Here is a 19,973-nt window from a genome sequence, read left to right as displayed (position 1 = left end):
CGGCTTCACACAACGGTGAAGCCTTCCCTTTTTACACCTTTAGGATACATATGAGCCGTTTGTTTCAATCACTTTTTTATACCATTCAAATGAGTCTTTCTTAAGCCGCCTCATTGAACCGTTGCCTTCATTATCCCGATCAACATAAATCATGCCGTAGCGTTTTTTCATTTCTCCGGTTGTAAATGACACGATATCAATAATTCCCCATGGTGTATAGCCCATTACATCCACACCATCATATGTGATTGCTTTTTTCAAAGCTTTTATATGTGACGATAAATATTCAATTCTTGCTGCGTCATGAATTGAACCGTCCTCTTCTAATGTGTCGATGGCGCCGAATCCGTTTTCCACGATAAATAATGGAATCTGGTAGCGGTCGTATAAGTGGTTTAATGTGTACCGTAAACCGGTCGGGTCAATCGCCCAGCCCCAATCACTCGCTGTAATATAAGGATTGTCCACGCCGTTTGGCAATCCTCCGTTTACGACATCCCCGGTATTATCGTTTGATACATCACTTTTTACGGTTGTAGACATGTAATAGCTGAATCCGAGATAGTCCACCCGGCCGTTTTTCAAAATCTCTTCATCACCGTCTTCAAAGTGTATCTGATAGCCTTCTCTTTCAAATTCTTTTAACGCATAGCTTGGATAATATCCGCGAACCTGCACGTCCGGGAAGAAAAAACGCTGTCTCATCGTTTCTTCAGCCAGCATCACATCATCGGGGTGAGATGAGTACGGGTAAATCGGAACATGTGATACCATCGCGCCGATCCTGAACTCGGGATTGATTTCTCTTCCCTTCGAAACAGCCAATGCGCTTGCCAGCAGTTCGTGATGGCCGGCCTGATACATGACTTCTTTTGCGTTTTCGTTTTCTTTGACGGCGACGCCTGAGTTCGTCCATAAAAAGATCGGATTATTCACATCCATCTTATTATTGATTTCGTTAAACGTCATCCAATACTTCACCTTATGTTTATAGCGTTCAAAACACACTTCAGCGAATTTCACAAAAAATCCGACTGTTTTTCTGTTTCTGAAACCGCCGTATTCCCTCGCCAAATGCAGCGGCATCTCAAAATGTGACAGCGTGATTACCGGTTCAATCCCATGTTTCAGCAATTCATCAAACACCCGGTCGTAAAAAGCCAATCCTTCCTCATTGGGCTCCGCTTCATCACCTTTAGGAAAAATTCTGCTCCAGCCGATGGACGTTCTTAAACATTTCAGACCCAGCTCGCTGAATAATGCGATGTCCTCTTTATAACGATGATAAAAATCGATCGCTTCATGATTCGGATAAAATTCCCGCTCTTCAATTGTATCTGTTATTTTCCGGGGCACACCATGCGCGCCTGCCGTCATGACGTCCACTACACTCGGCCCCTTGCCGCCTTTATTCCATCCCCCTTCAAATTGGTGGGCGGCGAGAGCGCCTCCCCATAAAAAATCTTTTGGAAATGTCCCCATCGTTTATATCCTCCTTTATTTGACTGCCGCTTGCATGCCGAATAAATGCACTGCAGCCGCTTCAAGCATCCGCTTCGATAGTGTAGAAGAATTCCTGCCTTTATTTTCATATTATACGTTTACATTATAATTGTACCGGTATAATTTATCAATACATAAACAATTATAGTTAATTTACGAAATGGCTTTTAAAAACGATTATGCTATAATTCTGAAAGAAGCGGGACAATAAATGAATGAGGAATGTATATGTTAAAATACCAGCAAATCGCGATAGATATTGAAAAATACATAGAAGAACATCAGCTGCAGCAAGGGGATAAACTGCCTGTGCTGCAAACCTTAATGACCCGGTTTAACGTGAGCAAAAGCACGATCACCAAGTCCTTGGATTTATTAGAAAAAAAGGGGATTGTGTTTCAAGTGAGGGGAAGCGGCATTTTTGTCAGACGGAATAAAAGAAAAGGGTATATCAGTCTGCTTTCTAATCAGGGATTTAAAGAATCACTTGAAGATTTTAATGTCACTTCCAAATTATTAGCGCTGGAAGTGAGAAAACCCACGCCTGAGGCTGCCCAAAATCTGAATATGCCGCCTGACGGCGACGTGTATTATGTTAAGCGAATCAGATATATTGACGGGCTGACATTGTGTATCGAAGAGTCATTTTACAACAAATCGATTATTACGTATTTGAATAAAGAGATCGTGGCAGAATCAATATTTGATTATATTAGAGAAGGTCTCGGGTTAAAGCGCGGTTTTTCAGATTTATATCTGTACGCGGGGATGTTAAATGAGGAAGAAGCGGAGTACTTAGGTCTGTTTACAGGAGCGCCTAAGCTTTGCGTTGAAACGATTTTTCATTTAACCAACGGCCAGCCGTTTGACTACTCAAAAGTCACCTATCACTATGAGCAATCACAGTTTTTCATTCAGGCGAACAGCCACCTTTTTGAACAGGAAACGACATAAGACGGGCTTTTCGCAAACAAAAAACACCCAATGCGCGAGCGACGCATCGGGTGTTTTTTACTATTTCATATTCTTATTTAATGTTTCAACGGCTTTTTTCATTTGTGTATCGTTGTCCGCAAGCTGTTTTTGCAGATCCGTCATCAATTTTGCCGTTGTGTCTCCCGTTACAATGCCTGTTTGTTTCAGTTTCTCTTTTGCTTGGAATTGTTTAACGGCTTGTTCAAATGCTTTATCATACGTGCCGTTTACTTTCACGCTGTACCCCAGCGCTTTCATCATTTTTTGCGCATTGGTGACGGTGGTTCCGGAATCCCCGTATTTGTATGTTTTTTTCGCATCTAAATACGGCAGGTTCGCATATTCAGGAAGCTTAACCTGATATTGCGGTTTGATGCCTTTTTTATGAATCCACTCTCCGTCCGCTGTCAGCCATTTAGCGATTGTCAGTTTAACGGTAGAACCGTCGCTGTAATCTTTTGCCGTCTGTACGGTTCCTTTTCCGAACGTTTTCTCGCCGATCAGCGGAATGCCCGATGATTCATGCAGCGCAGCCGACATGATTTCCGCGGCGCTCGCGGTGCCGTCATTGACGAGGACGACTGTCGGTTTTGTCACTTTTCGCTCTTTCGTCGCTTTCATGACCTCTTTCGTGCCGTCTTTGTATTCGACCTGCATGATATTTTTCCCTTTATCGATAAACATGTTGCTCATTTTGATGGCTTCATCCATCAGTCCGCCCGGGTTGCCCCTTAAATCGAGAATGTATCCTTTCGCTCCTTGTTTTTCGAGGCTGTCAATGGCTGAATTCAGCTCTTTTGCCGTCGATTCGGAGAAGGATGTGATTTGGATTTCGCCGATGTCTCCTTTTTTCATTTCAGAGTACACCGTTTCAACCGGAATGGTGTCACGTTTGATCGACAGGTTCAGATCGCCGACACCCGCTCTGTGCAGCACAAGCTTGACGTTTGTTCCCTTTTTGCCGCGGATTAATGCGACGGCTTCGTTTACATTAAGGCCTTTAACGCTTTTGCCGTTGACCTTCAAGATCTGGTCATTCGGTTTAACCCCCGCTTTTTCCGCGGGTGACCCTTTAATCGGCGATACGATCAGGATGCTGCCGTCCTTTTCTTCCACTTGTGCGCCGATGCCTTCAAACGAAGCGGAAATTGTTTCTTCAAAAGACTTTCCTTCCTGCGGGTCCATATAAGAAGAATATGGATCATTCAGGGAACTGATCATGCCTTTTATCGCTCCGTCTACTAATTTGCTGTCATCTGTTTTTTGGTAGTAATCACTTTTAATCTGCTCGTAGGCTTTATTGAATTTCTCAAATTTGCTGTTCGTCAAAGCAGCCGAGCCTTGTCCGAAAATGGTCGTATTGCCCGTGATAAACAGCGTAAGCGCCGAGGCTGCGACCGCGGTGATCAATATAATAAAAAACAGTTTAAATTGCCGCTTCAAGAAAACACCACCTTTTTATTCTTACATTATTATCATAGACGAACGCTCATTCGTCAACTTCAAACGTGAGGCGCCCTTCTTTCCCGTTTACCCAAACCTATGCTTTTCTCTCAACATATGCTGAGGAAAAAAGGAGGATTCGGCCTTTGAGCAAATATTTAGATATGCTGTCCTTATTCGGAGTCGGAGGGGCTCACCCCGGCGGACTCGCTTTTTCCAAAACCGTTCTCACAAAAGCGGCTCCTCCTCCTGGCGAACCGATTCTTGACGCCGGCTGCGGAACGGGACAGACGGCCGCTTATCTCGGCCACCTGCTGTATCCCGTCACCTGTGTTGATAAGGACCCCCTTATGCTTGAAAAAGCAGCAAAACGATTTGCCGCTGAAGGCTTAACCATTCCGGGCTATTTGGCGGAGCTTGAGCGGCTTCCGTTTGCTGAAAATCAATTTTCCGCCGTTCTTTCCGAATCAGTTCTCACCTTTTCAAATCTTGATGCATCGCTGTCTGAAATCCTGCGGGTCCTTAAACCCGGGGGTATGCTGATCGGCATTGAAGCTGCTTTACAAAAGCCCATGCCGGAAAACGCCATCACGCAGATAAAAGACTTCTACGGTTTTACCGTATTGCAGGATGAAACGGCATGGAAACAGAGATTGCTTCAGCAAGGCTTTCAGAAAGCGGATTTCATTCCCGCTGTCTATGAAAACAATGCGCAGGAGCCGACTACAGAAATGGATTTATCGCCAGTTATTCAGCCGGTTCACTACGATACGCTGACGGCTCATTACGAGCTTATGCAGACGTACCGTGAATATATGGGACACTGCGCTTTTGTCGCTTACAAGTAAAACGGCGATTGTCCTCCTATTTTCGTCCAACCTTTTTACCGCACTCTATCATAAGCTGACATAGAAAGATAGGTTGGATAGGAGGAGAAAAGATGCAAAACTATTATCATCTTTGCCGGCAGCACCAGGGAAAAGTAGCAAGAATTACAGAACGAAACGGCAGAGTCCACGTCGGAAGAATCGTACGGGTGACTAATAGCAAAGTGTATATCGCCCCTGTCGGCGGCCGTCACAGAGGATACGGGTTCGGCTATTGGGGAGGCTGGGGAGGCTGGGGAGCAGCCTACGGTATCGGCCTTGGTTTAATTACCGGATTTGCGCTTGGAGGTTTACTCTTCTGGTAATAAAGAAAGCCCGCTTTCTATTTTTCAAGCGGGCTTCTTCTCATTACACTTTCTTTACTTCATTAAAATATTCTTCAAGCGTTAATTGATGGTCATGGATGGCTTTTGCCGCTTTTTTGCCTACATAGCGTAAATGCCATGGTTCATACTCATACTTTGTGACATTTTCTTTGCCTTTAGGATAGCGGATGATAAAGCCGTATTCATACGCATGGTCTTTCACCCATTTGCCGTCCGCCGTGTTTCCGAACGCTTCATTCAGCTCATATCCGTTGCTTTTGCTGGAAATGTCCATGGCAAGCCCCGTCTGGTGTTCGCTTTGCCCCGGATATGCGACGGCTTCTTTGGCCTTTTTTTCACCTTTCAGACTGACTTCATTATCGAAAATAACTTTCTGTCTGTCATAAGAGCGGTATCCTGAAACGGCAACCAGGTCATAACCTTCTTTTTTCCCGGCGCTGAATAGTTCCGCCAAAGCATCGGCGGCAGGTTTGCGGATATATCGTTTCTCGATTTTCTCAGTAAAAGAAAATTCGACTTTCGGGATCACGAGATCATTCGGTTTATAATCTCCCGGCAGCGTGTATGTCTTATTCACGAGCGCAAGTGTATTTGTCGGGTTTTGAATGGTCTCAAGCCCGTTCACTTCTTTAATATCATTAAAATATTTGCTCTCCAATACAAAATCGCTGTTTTCTGTCTTCGTTGTTTTTTTGCTTGATGTGTCATCTGATTGTTTTGTTTCAGCTGCTGTTTTTGTGTCCTTGTGGCTGTCGCCGCCTGAAATGCTGCAGCCGGTTCCCACGATTGCGGTTACGCTGAGAGCGGCAGCGAGCGAGAACCATTTAGTGGATTTCTTCATTTTACACTTACCTTTCTTTTTTTGAATCAGGGCGATGCATAAAGAAGAGGGCTGCTTTAATCAGCATAACCCTCATCTCAAGTTTACGATACAGTATGCAGCGCCAGTTTAATCATATCATGAAAAGTCGTTTGACGCTCTTCTGCCGTTGTTTCTTCTCCCGTTAATACGTGATCGCTTACAGTCAGGATAGACAGCGCTTTTTTGCCGTATTTAGCGGCAAGCGTATATAAAGCAGTCGTTTCCATCTCTACGCCGAGCACGCCGTATCTGGCAAGCTTTTCGATTTGGGAGTCTTCATTGTAAAACTGATCGGCGGTGAATACGCTCCCGACCGCTACGGGAAGATTGTTTTTTTGCGCTTCCTGGTACGCTTTATGAAGCAGTTCGAAGTCTGCGCAAGGAGCATAATCTACACTGCCGAAGGCGACACGGTTCATCTGTGAATCCGTTGAAGACGTCATAGCCAAAATCACGTCACGGACCTTCACGTCATTACGGATGGCTCCGCATGAGCCGACTCTGATTAAGTTTTGAACATCATAGCTTTGAATCAGTTCATTCACATAAATAGAGATAGACGGAACACCCATGCCTGTGCCTTGGACTGATACTTTTTTGCCGTTATATGTACCCGTAAATCCGTACATTCCTCTGACTTCATTATAGCATTCCACATTTTCAAGATAAGTTTCCGCAATAAATTTCGCTCGGAGCGGATCTCCCGGCAAAAGCACTGTATCCGCAATTTGGCCTTTTTCTGCGTTTATATGTACACTCATTTCCTTTTCCTCCTGCCTATTCAAACTCCCACCCATTGTACACTGAATAACGGTAAGAGACAATCATCAGCATGATCAGGGCGATCTTGGGCAGAATATGCGGGATGACAAGCCTAAAGAAAAAGGAGTGAACATAATGGGCAAAAAACAGCGCAACCGGGTGACCGGCCAGAAAAAGAACAATCATGTGCCCGTTTCAGACGTCATTGCAGCTGATGAAGCGCATGGAAAAGAGCATTCCGCCGCTAAACGGAAGCCTTAACACTGTCTTTCCCAGACAATACGGAAGCCGGCTGAAGATTCAGCCGGCCCCGTCTTACCTCGGCTGGACGAGCAGCCGGTTAATTTTGCTCCATCCCGCAGGGTTAAGCCTGTAATAGGTCTTTCCTTTTCTTCCTTCGTCTATGAGTATGACATCTCCGGTCGCTATGAATCTGGCTTGATAGTCGTTTGGGACCGTATCAGGCACATTAAAAACAGAAAATGCCCTTTCCAGTGCGTCTTGATGATTGTCAGCGGCCAGCTCTGTCCGATAGACGACCCTGTATCCCTTTTTCTCGCCGTAGCGGGGTGTTTGAAAAATCGTCACATCATAGGCGCAAGTCTTTTTTTTAAACACGGGCAGCGATAACAGCATCAAGATCCCTCCCTCTTATTTCTTAATAGTATTAGCGTTTTTTCTCATTTTTCCTGTCTCTATTTTTGTCGAAACGGATGATACTTTTCGTCAAAGAGCGCAAAAAGCGAAACGAGGCAAAGTCCGAGACTGAATCCGGCAAGGACATCCGTCGGAAAATGCGCGCCTAAATAAATTCTGCTGAGTCCGATCAGAATGACGAGAACTCCGGTAAAGACGGTGACGGCCCGTTTTCTTTTCGTAAAAAACGGAACATGCTTAATCAAAAAGTAAGCGATGACGGGATACATCACTGCCGAATTCATGGAGTGGCCGCTCGGAAAACTGTATGAGGTTTCATGGACGAGCGGTTCAAAAGCGGGTCTGGCTCTTTCAATCAATTCTTTTATTTTTATGTTTACAATCCGTTCAATGAGAAAGAGAAGCGGCAAAAAAACAACATCCGGCGTTTTTTTGTACATATACAGAGCCGCGCCTGTCAAAAGAAGAAGCGGTAAAAGCACCGCGGTCGTGCCGAGCTCCGTTATCCATAACATCAATTCATTCAGCCAGGCAGCCCTGATCCTGACAGCCGCTTCTATCACACGCTCATCAAAAGCCCGGACGGCTTCTATCCGGATCGCTGCTGCGAGCAGAATAAACAATGCGAAAAGACTTGCTGGCTTGTACAACGTTTTCCCCCCATGTTTCATTCTCCCGAGCCGATTGAAAAAACCGAAGCTTTTTCACTTCGGTTCCGCAGTTTCAGTCTTCATCAAGCTCTTCGTCTATCATACATTTTTCTAATAAATAATCAAAGGTGATGTCGGCTATTTCGAAGATTTCCTCTTCACTCGGTATGTACCCGCGCATAGCAAGCTGACTGTAAAAATAATCAGCTATTTCTTCTGTGTCAATCACAAGATCTATTTCTTTCATGCAAACACCGCCTCCTTTTTTATGTTTTATGAAAAAACCGTTCAAATTATACCCGAAAGTTCTAAACGTTTTGTCCGCTCATATACTTTTAAAAAACAAGCCCCGGAGGGAGAAAAGATGATGACGAAAATGATGGCTTTTTTGGACGGAGATGGATTTGATATCGTATTGGAAAAAGTACTGAAAGGAATGTCGTTTGTAATCTTTGCCGGCTGTCTGCCCTGGTTTTTATATGTCACCGTCCGTTTTTTTGCCGGCTAGCTGAAATGCTCCCGCAGGCTTTCCAGCACAAAATTCATCATATCTTTATATTCTTCGTCACCGAACAAATGATAAAGAATCTTATAATCGTTATAAATATCAAGCAGCTCATCTACAATCGATACCGCCAGCACATGCAGGGTATCGGGATCATCAGCATCGCCTTCAAACTGAAGAAGAGCAGACGCGACGGTATCCTCGCCGATCTCATGAGATGCTTCCCCAACATAGTGGACAAACAGCAGCTGATGCACAAACTGATCCATTTCATATTTTCTCAGAACCAGCGTGAGATCCTCTTCCTCCGTTTCAAGCCACTCTCCGTCTTTCAGCCGAGTCAGCTCATAAATAATATCCTCCCAGCCATCCTCTAAATATCTCCATATTTCAGTTCTGTGGCCGATGACACGGAATAATTCCTTTCCGTAGTCCTTTACATATACGACGTCGCCGATCAGAAATTCATATTCAATATCCAATTTCTCCATATCGACGATCACGCCCTCATAATCTTTATAAAGCTGGATGGACGATTCAAAATAAAGCACTTCATTATGATTGACTTCGTAAAGATAATGTTTATCAATTTGATGAACCTTCGTAATGGTGCCGACGGTTCCGTACATCACGACGACCACGATGTCTCCCACTTGAAATTTCGGTTTATCTGGCTTCATGCTGTCTCCCCCTTGCCGCGGACTGTCATACGCTATCGTATGCCGGCCGCCATAATTTCGCATGGGCATGAAAACCACAGGAAATATCTATTTCTGCACCTGTTCAAAATGTCAAAAACCGCAACATGCTTGTGCGTTTTTTCACTTATCGTAAACAGAAGCGTCCGATGACATTCCGCTCTCGATCGAATGAGCAGTAACAATGCTGAGACAAAAAGCTTCTATTTTTTATGAGTTTTTGTTTTTTTCTCTATGACGCAAAGGAAAATACCCGGCCCGAAGGCATGTTGACACACCGCCGTGATGTTCAAGATTCGTAGGAGTATGGAACTCCCATTCCGGCTGCATATTTGCAATGGCTTGTGTATCATGAAGAACCAAACTCATTTCGGCTTTCAATGAAGGCACAACTTCAATCCGCTTCAACCTTGTCACATAAAATCCCTTTTCCGTCCAAACGTCAGTGGCTCATCAGTCTTACCTAATCACTTCATTTAAATGTTTGATTATTTCTCCGTGAAAAGAGGCTCCTTACACGGGACCCCACCGGCAGCAGGCCTGATCCGGTGAACTCTGCAGCTATACATTCTACTGCCTTAAGATACGTGCCGTCAGGAAGATTTGTTTACGTGCTGATCAAAACGGACGGCGTTGCGGGATTTGATCATACGGCACCTCATAAGCGAGTGATTTCAACAGAAAAAAACCGCACAATGTGCGGTTTTTCGTCAGGCGTGATGCACCTCGGTCTCATATTTTTCCCAAGCTTCATCAAATGTCGCCATCGTTTCTAAATAGTCGGCGCTCAGTTCTAAATAAGAACTGAGCTCGTGATAATCGCTTGACGTTTTCGGAAAGCCGTGATCTTCGTATGCCTGATTCGCAAACCGGCTGATTGCGTCCTGCGGTTTGGGATGCCTGTATTTCATCAAATAGTGATAAAAGGATTTCATGGGTTTCCCCTCCTGATGACTGTCTTTTGTTGTACTATTATACAATTCAAGTGTGAAATTACAACAAAAGAAGACTAGGAGAAGTCAAAATAATTCCGTTTCAAGATCCGTTCTGTCTCCATCAGCTCTTGATATGTGAGTGTTTCCGGTAATTTTTTTGCATTGACTAAAAAGAGCTGATTTTCGATTTCTGCTATGACCGCTTCCTCCTGATAAGTCATACCGCAGGAGGAACAGGCGAATGCAGGTGTTTCTGTAATTTCTATGGCCCTCGTACCGTCAGGAAGCTCCCAGTACACAGCCGCCTGACAAGCTGACGCCTTCTGATTGCCGCACCACTCGCATGGCTTCACGGCGATTCACCTCCGACTTCCGATCCTGCTTTTTGCTCTTTCTTTTGCTGTGCAATAAATTTCTTTTCTTTCAATTCATCTCTCTTTTCCCTGCGGTCTTTCAGCGTTTCATGATCAGGGTTTGATGTAAACGTTTTCCTCCTGTCGATCCTCGATACATTTTCCGGTGTGAACGAAACCTCTTTGTCCGCGAAAATGGCGCTCAGTCCGACCGGCTCTTGTTTAGCCATCGTTCCCGGAAAAACAGATTCAAAATAGTCGTCGGCTTGATTCGGGATATAGTTTTCCGGCTCGGGATAAGATGTAATCACCCCTTCGAAGTTTCTGATCACAACTTTCTCCGGACTTTGGGAGAGCAAGTAGTTCGGCTGCAGGGCGATTTTACCGCCTCCGCCCGGGGCGTCGACGACAAAGGTCGGCACGGCAAAGCCCGTTGTGTGGCCCCTCAGTCCTTCAATGATTTCCAGCCCTTTCGACACAGGCGCTCTGAAATGGCCGATTCCCTCTGACAAATCACATTGATAAATATAATACGGACGCACGCGGATTTTCACTAAATCATGCATGAGTTTTTTCATAATCGGCACCGAATCGTTAATGCCTGCTAAAATAACGGCCTGGTTACCGACCGGAACACCTGCGTTAACGAGCTTTTCACACGCCGCAACCGATTCTTCCGTCAGTTCGATGCTCGTATTAAAATGAGTGTTCAGCCAGACCGGATGATATTTTTTCAAAATCTGACAAAGGTTATCTGTTATCCGCTGCGGAAATACGACGGGTGCTCTCGTTCCGATCCGGATAATTTCAAGGTGGGGAATGTCACGCAGGTTTTTCAAAATATATTCCAGAATCTGATCGTTGATTAAAAGCCCGTCTCCGCCGGAAATCAGGCAGTCACGGATTTCCGGCGTTTCCCGGATGTAAGCGATTGCCGCATCAAGCTGTTTTTTCGGCACCCCCATTCCGATCTGTCCGGAAAAACGCCTTCTGGTGCAGTATCGGCAATACATCGAGCATTGATTTGTCACCAGAAAAAGAACGCGGTCGGGATAGCGGTGCGTAAGACCGGGAACCGGTGAATCTTCATCTTCAAACAGCGGATCTTCAAGGTCATATTTCGTTTTGTGCATTTCTTCTGACAGCGGCACGGACTGCATGCGGATCGGACATCTCGGGTTATCGGGATCCATTAAAGAAGCATAATAAGGCGTAATGTTCAGGGGAATAGTTTTTACAGATATCCTGACGCCTTCTTCTTCCTCTTCGGTCAAATGAATGACTTTTTTCAGGTCATCGACGGTTCTTACAGTATGGGTGAGCTGCCACAGCCAATCATTCCACTTTTCTTCCGGCACATCTTTCCACAATTCAATCTCCTTCCAATGACGCTTTGGCTGAAACCATTTGTTTGTCAAACGAATTCCTCCTTATGAATGGCCAAACGTAAAGTCTTGCACCATATATTCATATTTTCGAGCCCTTCTGAAATGCGGCAGTTGTTCACAAGCCTGCCTCTGTAGCCGTATCCCGCATGGTACAAAACGGCATTCATCCCGTAAGACGCTGCACGGGCCAAGGAAAAAAGATGAATGATTCCCCGGCCAGCGAGTTCCTGCTCCAACGCTTTAAACAAGTGTGCTGTTACGGAGTTCCCCCTGTAATCTGACAGAACCGCGCAATCGGTCATTTCAGCGTGCCCCAATACCGGATTGATATCTGCGCTTGCCGCCCCAATGAGACGATCCTGATCAAATGCGGCATAATAGATGGTGTTTTCTCTCATTGTTTTTTTAATATAAAGGGGATTAAAGACAGGAGTCGGATAGGTAAGAAAAACATGTTTATATAAGTGCGATAAGCGGTCTGCATCATCTTCGTCCGCTTTTCTGAACATCAGCGCGCTTTCAGTCTGAGTCAGTCCCCGCTGCGGTGTCTCATATAAACGGTCAACAGTCGAATCTTCTGATACATATGAATCTGACCGTCTCCGTTCCTCTGATAAATAGCGCACCATCACAACAGCCTCATGCCCGTTGTAATACCCGTCTATGACACCCTCAACAATAAAAAGATGCTTGACAAATTCCGGCTCATCGCCGCGCTTAGCAAAGAAAATTACCTTTTGGGCTCCTTCTTGCTTTGCTTCTGCCAAAACGGCCGGAATAAGCGCCGTAATCTGCCCGTCATAACGAATGACTCTGAGCCGCTCATTGAAACGGTCTGCATCAATCTCAGCCGCCCCCTTTTCAGCCCTCAGTTCCTTTATCAGCTCCGTCACCCCCATCTGCCACCCCGCACCATTCCATCATAAAAAGAGAAATGATTTTGACGGCATCGATTAACGCCCGGATTTCAATGTATTCATTCGCCTGATGCGCCGCCTTGACTTCTCCCGGACCGAAGACGATGACCGGCGTCTGTCCCGCGTGCTGCAAAAGCCCTCCGTCCGTTCCCCACGGGGACGCTTCACGAACCGGTTTTGCCCCTTTCATTTTCTCAAAAGAAGATTCCAGAGCGGAAATCAGCGGATGCTCATCCGGGAGATCATTCGGAAGCCACTGAGCCCCAAACCATTCTATTTCCGCCGGGTGGTGTTTAAACCATTCATCCCGGTACTCCAAATCTTTCAGCCAGCTTGCCAGTTCTTCTTTTACTGCTTCCGGCGTTTCATCCGGCGCTATTCCGCACCTGCCTTCTATCACCACACGGTCAGCTACCGATGATGGCCACGTTCCCCCTTGGACGGTGCCGATATTAATGGGAACCGGAATCGGAACGTCCCGATAAAGCGGGTCTGTGATACGGGCGTTGCGGACGTGTTCAAGCTCTTTAAGGGCTGTGATGACATGCAGGCTTTTTTCAATGGCACTCACCCCTTCATAGCGGGTGCCGCCGTGTGCGGACAATCCTCTTACCGTAATGCGGAACCACATAGACCCTTGCTGCTTAACAAACAGCTTTAAATTAGTCGGTTCGGGAATAAGCGCCCCGTCAGCCTTGTAGCCCCTCATAACAGCCGACAGCGTTCCCGCACCGCCGCACTCTTCATCTACGACACTTTGAAACAGGATATCTCCTTTTAACGTAATCCCGCAGGCTTCAAGCGCTTCTAACGCAAACAAGAGGGCTGTATTGCCGCCTTTCATATCCGTTGAACCGCGGCCGTAAACTTTGCCGTCCTTTTCAACAGCGGTAAACGGTTCATACGTCCATGCGGCGGGATTTCCTTCCGGGACAACATCAATATGTCCGTTCAGTATCAGTGATCTTCCGCCCCCGGCCCCTTTCTTTACGGCTGTGATATTCGGGCTTTCATGGAAATCTTCGCGTTCTGATACAAAATAAGGATGCTCTTTCAAATGTTTGACACTCGGCTCCCATACATCAATATCCATGTCAAACTGTCTCAGTTTTTCTAAAACGACTGCCTGTGCGTTAAATTCATGGCCGAACGTGCTTTTTTCCCCGATCAGCCGTTTCAGCAAGCTTACCGCTTTTGCTGTGTTTTCTTCCGCCCACTCAGTGACTTTCTTTTCTAATTGATCCATGGACAGACCCCCTTTTAAGAAAACATTCTCCCAATCTGATTTCGGCATCCGTTGTTTGAATGACATCGTCTATGGTCGTGCCATTCAGCAGTTCCTCAAGAACAAAAGCCCCATCATCTATGCTGATGACGGCTTTCTCTGTAATGATGAGATCTGCACAGCCCGCTGCTGTAAGCGGCAATGAACAGCTTTCGACCAGCTTCGGCCGGCCTTTCTGATCGGTGTGGCTCATGACGACAACCACTTTTTTCGCGCCTTGGGCAAGCTCCATCGCCCCGCCCATTCCGGGCACTTTTTTCCCCGGCACGAGCCAATTGGCGAGATCACCTGTCCTGCTGACTTGGAGCGCGCCTAAAATGGTAATATCTATCAGCCCTTTTCTGATCATGGCAAAAGACAGAGCTGAATCAAAATAGGAAGCACCCTTAACTGTACTGACAGGAAATCCGGCCGCATTGCATAAAAGCTCATCCTCCTCTCCGCGCTCCGGACTTCCGCCGATCCCCAGGACGCCGTTTTCCGCCTGCAGCATTACCTCCATGCCGTCCGGCAGAAAATTCGGCACTAAAGAAGGAATGCCGATCCCCAAGTTGACGATCATTCCTGAGGTAACTTCACTGGCGGCCCGCCTCGCGATACTCTCTCTTTCCTCTATTCCCAAGCCCATCTCCACTTCACTCCTTCACTTTGCACGACACCCTCCACGAAAACACCCGGCGTTACAATATGCTCGCTGTCAAGTTCGCCGGCAGGCACAATCTCTGCCGCCTCAGCAAATGTTCTTTCGGCCGCCGCAGCCATCAGAGGGTTCATGTTGCGCGCCGTTTTGTCAAACGTCAGATTCCCAAATTCATCAGCAGTATGTGCCGACACAAAAGCAAAATCAGCCGTCAGCGCTTTTTCAACTAAATAGGACTTTCCATCAATCGTTACGGTTTCTTTGTTTTCACAAACGGTTGCGTTATCAATGCCGATATCAGTTAAAATACCGCCTAGCCCCGCTCCGCCTGCGCGAATCCGTTCAGCAAGCGTCCCTTGCGGCGAAAATTCCACCTCAAGCGCTCCGTCAGTCATTTGCCTGCCCGCGACAGGATTTGAGCCGATATGGGAAGCGATCAGCCTTTTTACCCGTTTATGAACGATAAGCGGGCCGATGCCGATTTCCGGAAATCCGGCATCATTGCAGATGACGGTCAGCTCTTTAACGCCGCTTTCCAAAATCGCTTCGATTAATGACGGAGGTGAACCCACTCCCCCAAAACCGCCGAACATAATGACAGATTCGTCCTTGACATCGGCAATTGCTTCATGAATATCGATTTTTTTATGAAAAATAGACATATCAGCTCAATCCTTCTTCATCATTTTTTCAACTTCTTCTGCGGCCTGGGAAAATAGATCTGACAGCTCATCCAGCTCAGCATATGAAATCGTGAACGGCGGGGCGATGATGACGGCGTCTCCTTCTCCGCTGTCAATACCGGGCTTTGCAGGGTAAATAAGCAGGCCCCGTTTTTTTGCCGCTTTAATGATTTTTTCGGTGAAGGCCTGTTTTTTCGAAAAAACGTCCTTCGTCGTTTTATTCTTAACGAATTCAACCCCGATCAGGAGGCCTTTACCGCGGACATCCCCAATCACCCCGCTGCGCTCTTTGATTTCTTCTAATTTCCGCTTCAGCATTTCGCCTTTTTCCTCTGACTGCCGAAGCAGCTCGTGTTTCTTAACATAGCGAAGCACTTCAAGCGCCGCTCTTGCACAGTATGGGTTGGCACTGTACGTATGTCCGCTCATAATGACCCCGGAGCCCCGCTTGATCGTTTCAATGATGTCATCAGACGCAACAGCTGCCGCTATCGGAGCGTAACCGGCGCCTAACCCTTTTCCGAGCACCGCGATATCAGGTGCGATCCCCCAATGCTCAGAAGCAAGCATCCGCCCTGTTCTCCCGAGCCCCGTCATGACTTCATCCGCGATAAACAAAATACCGTGCCGGCGGCAGACATCCTCAAGCGCTTCATAATAACCTGCCGGCGGAGTGATGGCCGCCCCCGCTGCTCCGACAATCGGTTCTGCGACAAATCCCGCGATAAATGAGGAACCGACCCGCTGAACAGCCGTTTCCAGTTCAGCTGCCGCAGCCTTCACAAATTCCTCTCCCTGCAGCTCAGAACGATACATATTAGGTGCTGAAACGGCCGGAAACCGTTCAAGCAGTTGGGTGAAGCGGTATCTCCGTTCGTAGAATCCCGATAATGAAAGCGCTCCCAAAGTAATACCGTGGTAACTGCCCCATCTTGATAGAAAGACGGATTTTTGGTATTGCCCTTTTTCCTGCCAATATTGAACGGCTATTTTCATCGCTGTTTCGACTGCCTCTGAGCCGCTGTTTACAAAAAATGACCAATTCAGCCCGCCCGGCAGATGATCGGCCAGAAATAAAGCCAGTTCTTCTGCCGGAGTACTGGTGAATTGCGAGCGATACACAAACGAAACGGAGTCAAGCTGCTCTTTTAAAGCTTGTATAATATCCTCCGTGCCGTGGCCGATATTGCAAGTGACCGCCCCCGATGCTCCGTCAAGATACTTGTTCCCCTCCTGATCATACACATATGATCCCTTTCCATGACTGACTGACGGATAATTCCCGTCAAGCTCCGGTTTGATTAAATAGCTACCCATATCTTTCCACCTCGAAAACCCATTTGCTTCATTGTATGAACAGATGAATAACCGCATTCTTATCCTTCAGAAAGTTTTTTGCAGAAAATACCTTTCTGTAAAACAGGCTGCCGGAGATGTCCCGACAGCCTGAAGAGCGTTCTGGAAATTCTATTCCTATTGTTGATTTTATTCTTTGCTCAGCTCATCATCACATCATTTTTGATCTGAATCAGTATAAGCAGAAGGCGGAAAATTCCCGTCTTCTTTACTGTATGGGAATCAATATTTCACACAAATGATGATTCACCTTTTGTAAAGTATACCTTTCGATAATAGGCTGTTCTCTGATTGATAAATTATTTTTTTCGATCTCAGAAAAAACAGTGTTCCAAAATCCACTGACTGCCTCTTTTGTATGATCAAGCAAGAAAACAGCGTACTTCCCTCCGGAAAATGTACCGATCCGGGCTGGTTCAGGCACATGGTCTTGATTGATAACAAGACAAACATCATAGCGGCATTTCTCTTTAGGAGTACGATTCGGATGATCTTGCGGAATTCCTAAAATGACAGAATGATCAAGCAGACCATTCAATTGCGCCCAGTTTTTAAATGACTCCATCAGTTCTTTGTTTTGCTTTCCGCCATACTTTCCGACGTTTCGGAAATAAGCAATTCTTGATTCAGGTAATTCTTCAATCGTTATGTCCACATTTTCGCCCCCTTCTCCAGAAAGGTAATATGTATTAAAATGTTTTTCAAGCTGATTTTTCAGCATGGAAATAACAAAAAGCCTGCAGAAAGTGATGTTCTCTGCAGGCTGATTTTCATTATAGGATTTTTTTCAGTCTAACAAATAAAAGCCGCACCGACGATGATTAATAAAATAAACAATACCACAATCAGCACAAAAGTGCTGGTTCCGCCTCCGCAGCCGCCGTGCCCGTAACCATAGCCAAAACTGCCGCAGCCGTAGCCATATCCGTATCCGTACATACGCAAATCATCCTTTCTTCTTACGATATACGGCATTGTATGCGGGCCAACTCCCAATTGGTTTATGCGAATGCCCAACTATGTAAGAAAATAATGAAAAATTGTATGCACGCGCCGAAATCTTTTGAAGCCGAGTTTTTCATAAAAGCGGTTTACACCGTCCATCCCGGACGTCACAAGGTATACGGTTTCCATGCCGTTCAGCTTTGCCGCCGCCATCAGCTCATTCATCAATATCGATCCGTAGCCTTTTCGTTGGAATTGATCCAGAATTGCGACTTCTTCTATTTTTGCGGTTTTATCTGCTTTGTTGATGAAAAGCTCTCCGCAGCCGATCGGAATCGTTTGCGAGGCGTCGCTGTAGCACACGACAAGCATAACCGTTCCGTCCTTATACAAAGGATATTTCCGCTCAAGCTTTTGTTCGGCCGCCGCCTCGCCAATGTAAAGGGCATCATAGATGTTCATAATAGACGACCCGTCGGCGAGGCTTTTTTCCGTCCCCCAAGCAGTGAGCGGGTGTCCGGCCTGCAGGTCCCCATTTTCCAGTTTCCTTGCAAAAAACAGCTCATCTTCCACTACGCAGCCCTGTTTTACCAGAGTTTGTTTCAGAAGAAGCGGAAACGTGTGCTCCGGAGCCGCTTTCACATGAATATAATTGGCTTGAAGCATGCCCGGAACGGACGAAAAAAACGGCAGGAGTTTGTCTAACGGAAATGTATGGTGCAGCTGAATAAAGTTATGCGAAAAAATCTGCGGCAAAAAAGGGTCCGTATATACACTGAAATGCTCGAACCTCTGAATGCCGGAAGTAAGCTCTATATACTGCTTCTCGGTTTTATTAAATTGATCGGTCATAAAAGCTCTCCTTTTCCTTACACATCCAACTGCATCTCTCAACCTTTTGTTATATTGAGATTTCTCATAATTTCATCGTACACCGGATAGAACGGCATTCCAATTGGTAATTGTTTAATTTGCTGAAAGGAAATGGGTATCGCCTTCTGATTCGCAAAAAAGCGTTTCGCTACGTCATGACTGATCGGATGGAGAACCCCTCTCAAATAAACATAAAATTCCCGTTCAATGCGAAACAGCATTCTCCCGGGCAGATGTTGAATACAGCCCGATGCCCCCCGGCTGATCGGCGGACCGTCCGGAAGCGCTTGTATTTCGTCCCGTTCTAAAGCCGGGATGTCATGCCGTTTAAATCGGTAAAAGCGAAATGCGCTATGATCAACCAGCCTTTTCTCCCCGTCTTCTATAAAATAAACATGAAACTGATCCCTGACGAGCTGAAAATTCGGAATACTGACGGAGTTCTCTTCCTCATATTGAAATAAAAACGGATCCGGAATGACGACGGTTCGCCCTTCATATAACGTATGCCAGCGCTCGTTTACAGGCTTCCTTTTATTTCGGTCAAGCTGATATACTTTCTGATCCGTCCCCTTTACAAAGGACCCGTCGATCAGGACAGACGGAAGCGATTGATACGTGTTCTGAAATGAGTGGGGTGTTTTATAGGTCGTATCCAACACTTCTTTTATCGGCAGAAATGATGTAAATGTGTTGAGCCTGCTCCAAAAAACAGAGTCTCCGTGATTCCAATGCATAACATCTTCGTCCCAAAAGCTGCCAAACTTCTCTTTCACACGCTCAAGCAATGATCTCCGGTGCATCACCGAACAGTGATCAACGAGAAAAGCGGCCTGATCAAGCACCTCTTCAGCAAAACGATAGAAGTGGAATTGTTCTGTTCCGCGCCCGTTTACATGTATCACCTTCTGGCTGGAATAGACGGCATCAAACCCGCTGCATTGATTAAGCGCTTCCGCCATGCGGCTGAGCCTATCCGGATGAAATACGGTGTCGTCTGTCAAATAAGTGATGTATTCGCCTTTAGCCCGTGAAAGCGCATCATTAATCAAAACGGCATACCGGGTCGACTTCAGCCGTTCGGCAGGATTGATAAAACTGTTGTCATAATATATGCGAGGATCTTTTATATACGTACTGATGGCAGCCGAAGTTTCTTCATTTGAATGATCATCCATCACAAACAGCTCCCAATTGCTGTAGGTCTGATGCAAAACACTTTCAATCGCCTGTTTCACAAGATCCGGTTTGTTGTAACTCGTTAAGATAATTGAGATCTTCTTTTCCATCCCATCACCCCTTCTGTAAAACGTAAAAAACGGCTCCGAAA

Annotated in this window: 25 protein-coding genes; 5 read left to right on the top strand and 20 right to left on the bottom strand. The window is 46.1% G+C overall.

Going from position 1 to position 19,973, the window contains the following annotated elements; all coding sequences use genetic code 11:
- Positions 1 to 39: 39 nt before the first annotated feature.
- Positions 40 to 1,482 carry a 6-phospho-beta-glucosidase BglA gene (bglA, locus tag AR442_RS08365; protein ID WP_053284882.1) on the bottom strand — a complete coding sequence of 481 codons (1,443 nt, stop codon included), beginning with the start codon at positions 1,480 to 1,482 and terminating at the stop codon, positions 40 to 42.
- Positions 1,483 to 1,731: 249 nt separating this feature from the next.
- On the opposite strand from bglA, the gene AR442_RS08360 reads away from it, so the two are divergent.
- Positions 1,732 to 2,457 (top strand): GntR family transcriptional regulator, encoded by a 726-nt coding sequence (locus AR442_RS08360; RefSeq protein ID WP_014418133.1) that lies wholly within the window; start codon positions 1,732 to 1,734, stop codon positions 2,455 to 2,457.
- A 60-nt stretch (positions 2,458 to 2,517) separates the two neighbouring features.
- On the opposite strand, the gene ctpA is transcribed toward AR442_RS08360, so the two are convergent.
- Entirely contained in the window at positions 2,518 to 3,921 is a 1,404-nt protein-coding gene (ctpA, locus tag AR442_RS08355; protein ID WP_014418134.1) for a carboxy-terminal processing protease CtpA, read from the bottom strand.
- A gap of 146 nt (positions 3,922 to 4,067) precedes the next feature.
- Here ctpA and AR442_RS08350 point away from each other — a divergent pair, with 146 nt between their 5' ends.
- Positions 4,068 to 4,769: a class I SAM-dependent methyltransferase gene (locus tag AR442_RS08350; RefSeq protein WP_053284883.1), complete on the top strand. Its 702-nt coding sequence runs from the start codon at positions 4,068 to 4,070 to the stop codon at positions 4,767 to 4,769.
- A gap of 92 nt (positions 4,770 to 4,861) precedes the next feature.
- The gene (locus AR442_RS08345) at positions 4,862 to 5,113 is read left to right on the top strand and encodes a hypothetical protein (protein WP_007612011.1); all 252 of its coding nucleotides are present in this window, start codon (positions 4,862 to 4,864) and stop codon (positions 5,111 to 5,113) included.
- Positions 5,114 to 5,156: 43 nt separating this feature from the next.
- Here AR442_RS08345 and AR442_RS08340 read toward each other — a convergent pair whose 3' ends face one another.
- Together AR442_RS08340 and deoD are read right to left on the bottom strand one after the other, a co-directional pair.
- Entirely contained in the window at positions 5,157 to 5,975 is an 819-nt protein-coding gene (locus AR442_RS08340; protein WP_003153703.1) for a M15 family metallopeptidase, read from the bottom strand.
- 83 nt (positions 5,976 to 6,058) lie between these two features.
- Positions 6,059 to 6,757, bottom strand: coding sequence for a purine-nucleoside phosphorylase (gene deoD / locus AR442_RS08335; RefSeq protein WP_003153702.1), 699 nt, complete (start codon positions 6,755 to 6,757; stop codon positions 6,059 to 6,061).
- Between the two features lie 136 nt (positions 6,758 to 6,893).
- On the opposite strand from deoD, the gene AR442_RS20300 reads away from it, so the two are divergent.
- Entirely contained in the window at positions 6,894 to 7,019 is a 126-nt protein-coding gene (locus AR442_RS20300) for a hypothetical protein (RefSeq protein WP_003153701.1), read from the top strand.
- Between the two features lie 54 nt (positions 7,020 to 7,073).
- Here the strand turns inward: AR442_RS20300 and AR442_RS08330 are convergent, their stop codons facing one another.
- The 3 genes from AR442_RS08330 to AR442_RS19920 all read right to left on the bottom strand — a co-directional run bounded on the left by AR442_RS08330 (position 7,074) and on the right by AR442_RS19920 (position 8,312).
- Complete coding sequence (locus AR442_RS08330) at positions 7,074 to 7,394, bottom strand: YodL domain-containing protein (RefSeq protein ID WP_003153700.1); 321 nt, start codon at positions 7,392 to 7,394, stop codon at positions 7,074 to 7,076.
- Between the two features lie 59 nt (positions 7,395 to 7,453).
- Positions 7,454 to 8,065, bottom strand: coding sequence for a phosphatase PAP2 family protein (locus AR442_RS08325; protein WP_017417984.1), 612 nt, complete (start codon positions 8,063 to 8,065; stop codon positions 7,454 to 7,456).
- Between the two features lie 73 nt (positions 8,066 to 8,138).
- Entirely contained in the window at positions 8,139 to 8,312 is a 174-nt protein-coding gene (locus tag AR442_RS19920; protein WP_003153696.1) for a YozD family protein, read from the bottom strand.
- A gap of 117 nt (positions 8,313 to 8,429) precedes the next feature.
- Here AR442_RS19920 and AR442_RS20625 point away from each other — a divergent pair, with 117 nt between their 5' ends.
- Positions 8,430 to 8,573 carry a hypothetical protein gene (locus AR442_RS20625; RefSeq protein ID WP_014418137.1) on the top strand — a complete coding sequence of 48 codons (144 nt, stop codon included), beginning with the start codon at positions 8,430 to 8,432 and terminating at the stop codon, positions 8,571 to 8,573.
- Here the strand turns inward: AR442_RS20625 and AR442_RS08320 are convergent.
- From AR442_RS08320 to AR442_RS08255, 13 genes are all read right to left on the bottom strand, one after another.
- Positions 8,570 to 9,250 (bottom strand): hypothetical protein, encoded by a 681-nt coding sequence (locus AR442_RS08320; RefSeq protein WP_014418138.1) that lies wholly within the window; start codon positions 9,248 to 9,250, stop codon positions 8,570 to 8,572. The two genes, AR442_RS20625 and AR442_RS08320, sit on opposite strands and share 4 nt — an antisense overlap.
- Before the next feature lie 728 nt (positions 9,251 to 9,978).
- The gene (locus tag AR442_RS08310) at positions 9,979 to 10,203 is read right to left on the bottom strand and encodes a YozE family protein (RefSeq protein WP_003153684.1); all 225 of its coding nucleotides are present in this window, start codon (positions 10,201 to 10,203) and stop codon (positions 9,979 to 9,981) included.
- A 74-nt stretch (positions 10,204 to 10,277) separates the two neighbouring features.
- Entirely contained in the window at positions 10,278 to 10,556 is a 279-nt protein-coding gene (locus tag AR442_RS08305) for a YokU family protein (RefSeq protein ID WP_012117773.1), read from the bottom strand.
- Positions 10,553 to 11,974, bottom strand: coding sequence for a lysine 2,3-aminomutase (gene kamA / locus AR442_RS08300; RefSeq protein ID WP_014418139.1), 1,422 nt, complete (start codon positions 11,972 to 11,974; stop codon positions 10,553 to 10,555). Before kamA ends, AR442_RS08305 begins: the two co-directional genes overlap by 4 nt.
- A complete protein-coding gene (gene ablB, locus AR442_RS08295; protein ID WP_014418140.1) occupies positions 11,971 to 12,843 on the bottom strand; it encodes a putative beta-lysine N-acetyltransferase in 873 nt (290 codons plus the stop codon). Before ablB ends, kamA begins: the two co-directional genes overlap by 4 nt.
- Complete coding sequence (locus tag AR442_RS08290; protein ID WP_014418141.1) at positions 12,806 to 14,107, bottom strand: peptidase; 1,302 nt, start codon at positions 14,105 to 14,107, stop codon at positions 12,806 to 12,808. Before AR442_RS08290 ends, ablB begins: the two co-directional genes overlap by 38 nt.
- Positions 14,079 to 14,774, bottom strand: coding sequence for a 3-oxoacid CoA-transferase subunit B (locus AR442_RS08285; protein WP_014418142.1), 696 nt, complete (start codon positions 14,772 to 14,774; stop codon positions 14,079 to 14,081). The genes AR442_RS08290 and AR442_RS08285 overlap by 29 nt, the downstream gene beginning before the upstream one ends.
- Positions 14,759 to 15,448, bottom strand: coding sequence for a CoA transferase subunit A (locus tag AR442_RS08280; protein ID WP_012117777.1), 690 nt, complete (start codon positions 15,446 to 15,448; stop codon positions 14,759 to 14,761). Before AR442_RS08280 ends, AR442_RS08285 begins: the two co-directional genes overlap by 16 nt.
- A gap of 6 nt (positions 15,449 to 15,454) precedes the next feature.
- On the bottom strand, positions 15,455 to 16,786 hold the full coding sequence (locus AR442_RS08275) for an aspartate aminotransferase family protein (protein ID WP_014418143.1): 1,332 nt from the start codon (positions 16,784 to 16,786) through the stop codon (positions 15,455 to 15,457).
- 247 nt (positions 16,787 to 17,033) lie between these two features.
- Positions 17,034 to 17,480: an AraC family transcriptional regulator gene (locus AR442_RS08270; protein ID WP_032863669.1), complete on the bottom strand. Its 447-nt coding sequence runs from the start codon at positions 17,478 to 17,480 to the stop codon at positions 17,034 to 17,036.
- Between the two features lie 137 nt (positions 17,481 to 17,617).
- Positions 17,618 to 17,764, bottom strand: a complete 147-nt coding sequence (locus AR442_RS08265) for a YjcZ family sporulation protein (protein WP_014418145.1) — start codon at positions 17,762 to 17,764, stop codon at positions 17,618 to 17,620.
- A 78-nt stretch (positions 17,765 to 17,842) separates the two neighbouring features.
- On the bottom strand, positions 17,843 to 18,622 hold the full coding sequence (locus AR442_RS08260; RefSeq protein WP_014418146.1) for a GNAT family N-acetyltransferase: 780 nt from the start codon (positions 18,620 to 18,622) through the stop codon (positions 17,843 to 17,845).
- Positions 18,623 to 18,660: 38 nt separating this feature from the next.
- A complete protein-coding gene (locus AR442_RS08255) occupies positions 18,661 to 19,932 on the bottom strand; it encodes a glycosyltransferase family 2 protein (RefSeq protein WP_014418147.1) in 1,272 nt (423 codons plus the stop codon).
- Between the last annotated feature and the right edge of the window lie 41 nt (positions 19,933 to 19,973).

Origin of the sequence: Bacillus velezensis (assembly GCF_001461825.1) — a bacterium.
Taxonomy (GTDB): Bacteria; Bacillota; Bacilli; order Bacillales; family Bacillaceae; genus Bacillus; species Bacillus velezensis.
This window is presented reverse-complemented; position numbering and strand designations above follow the sequence as displayed.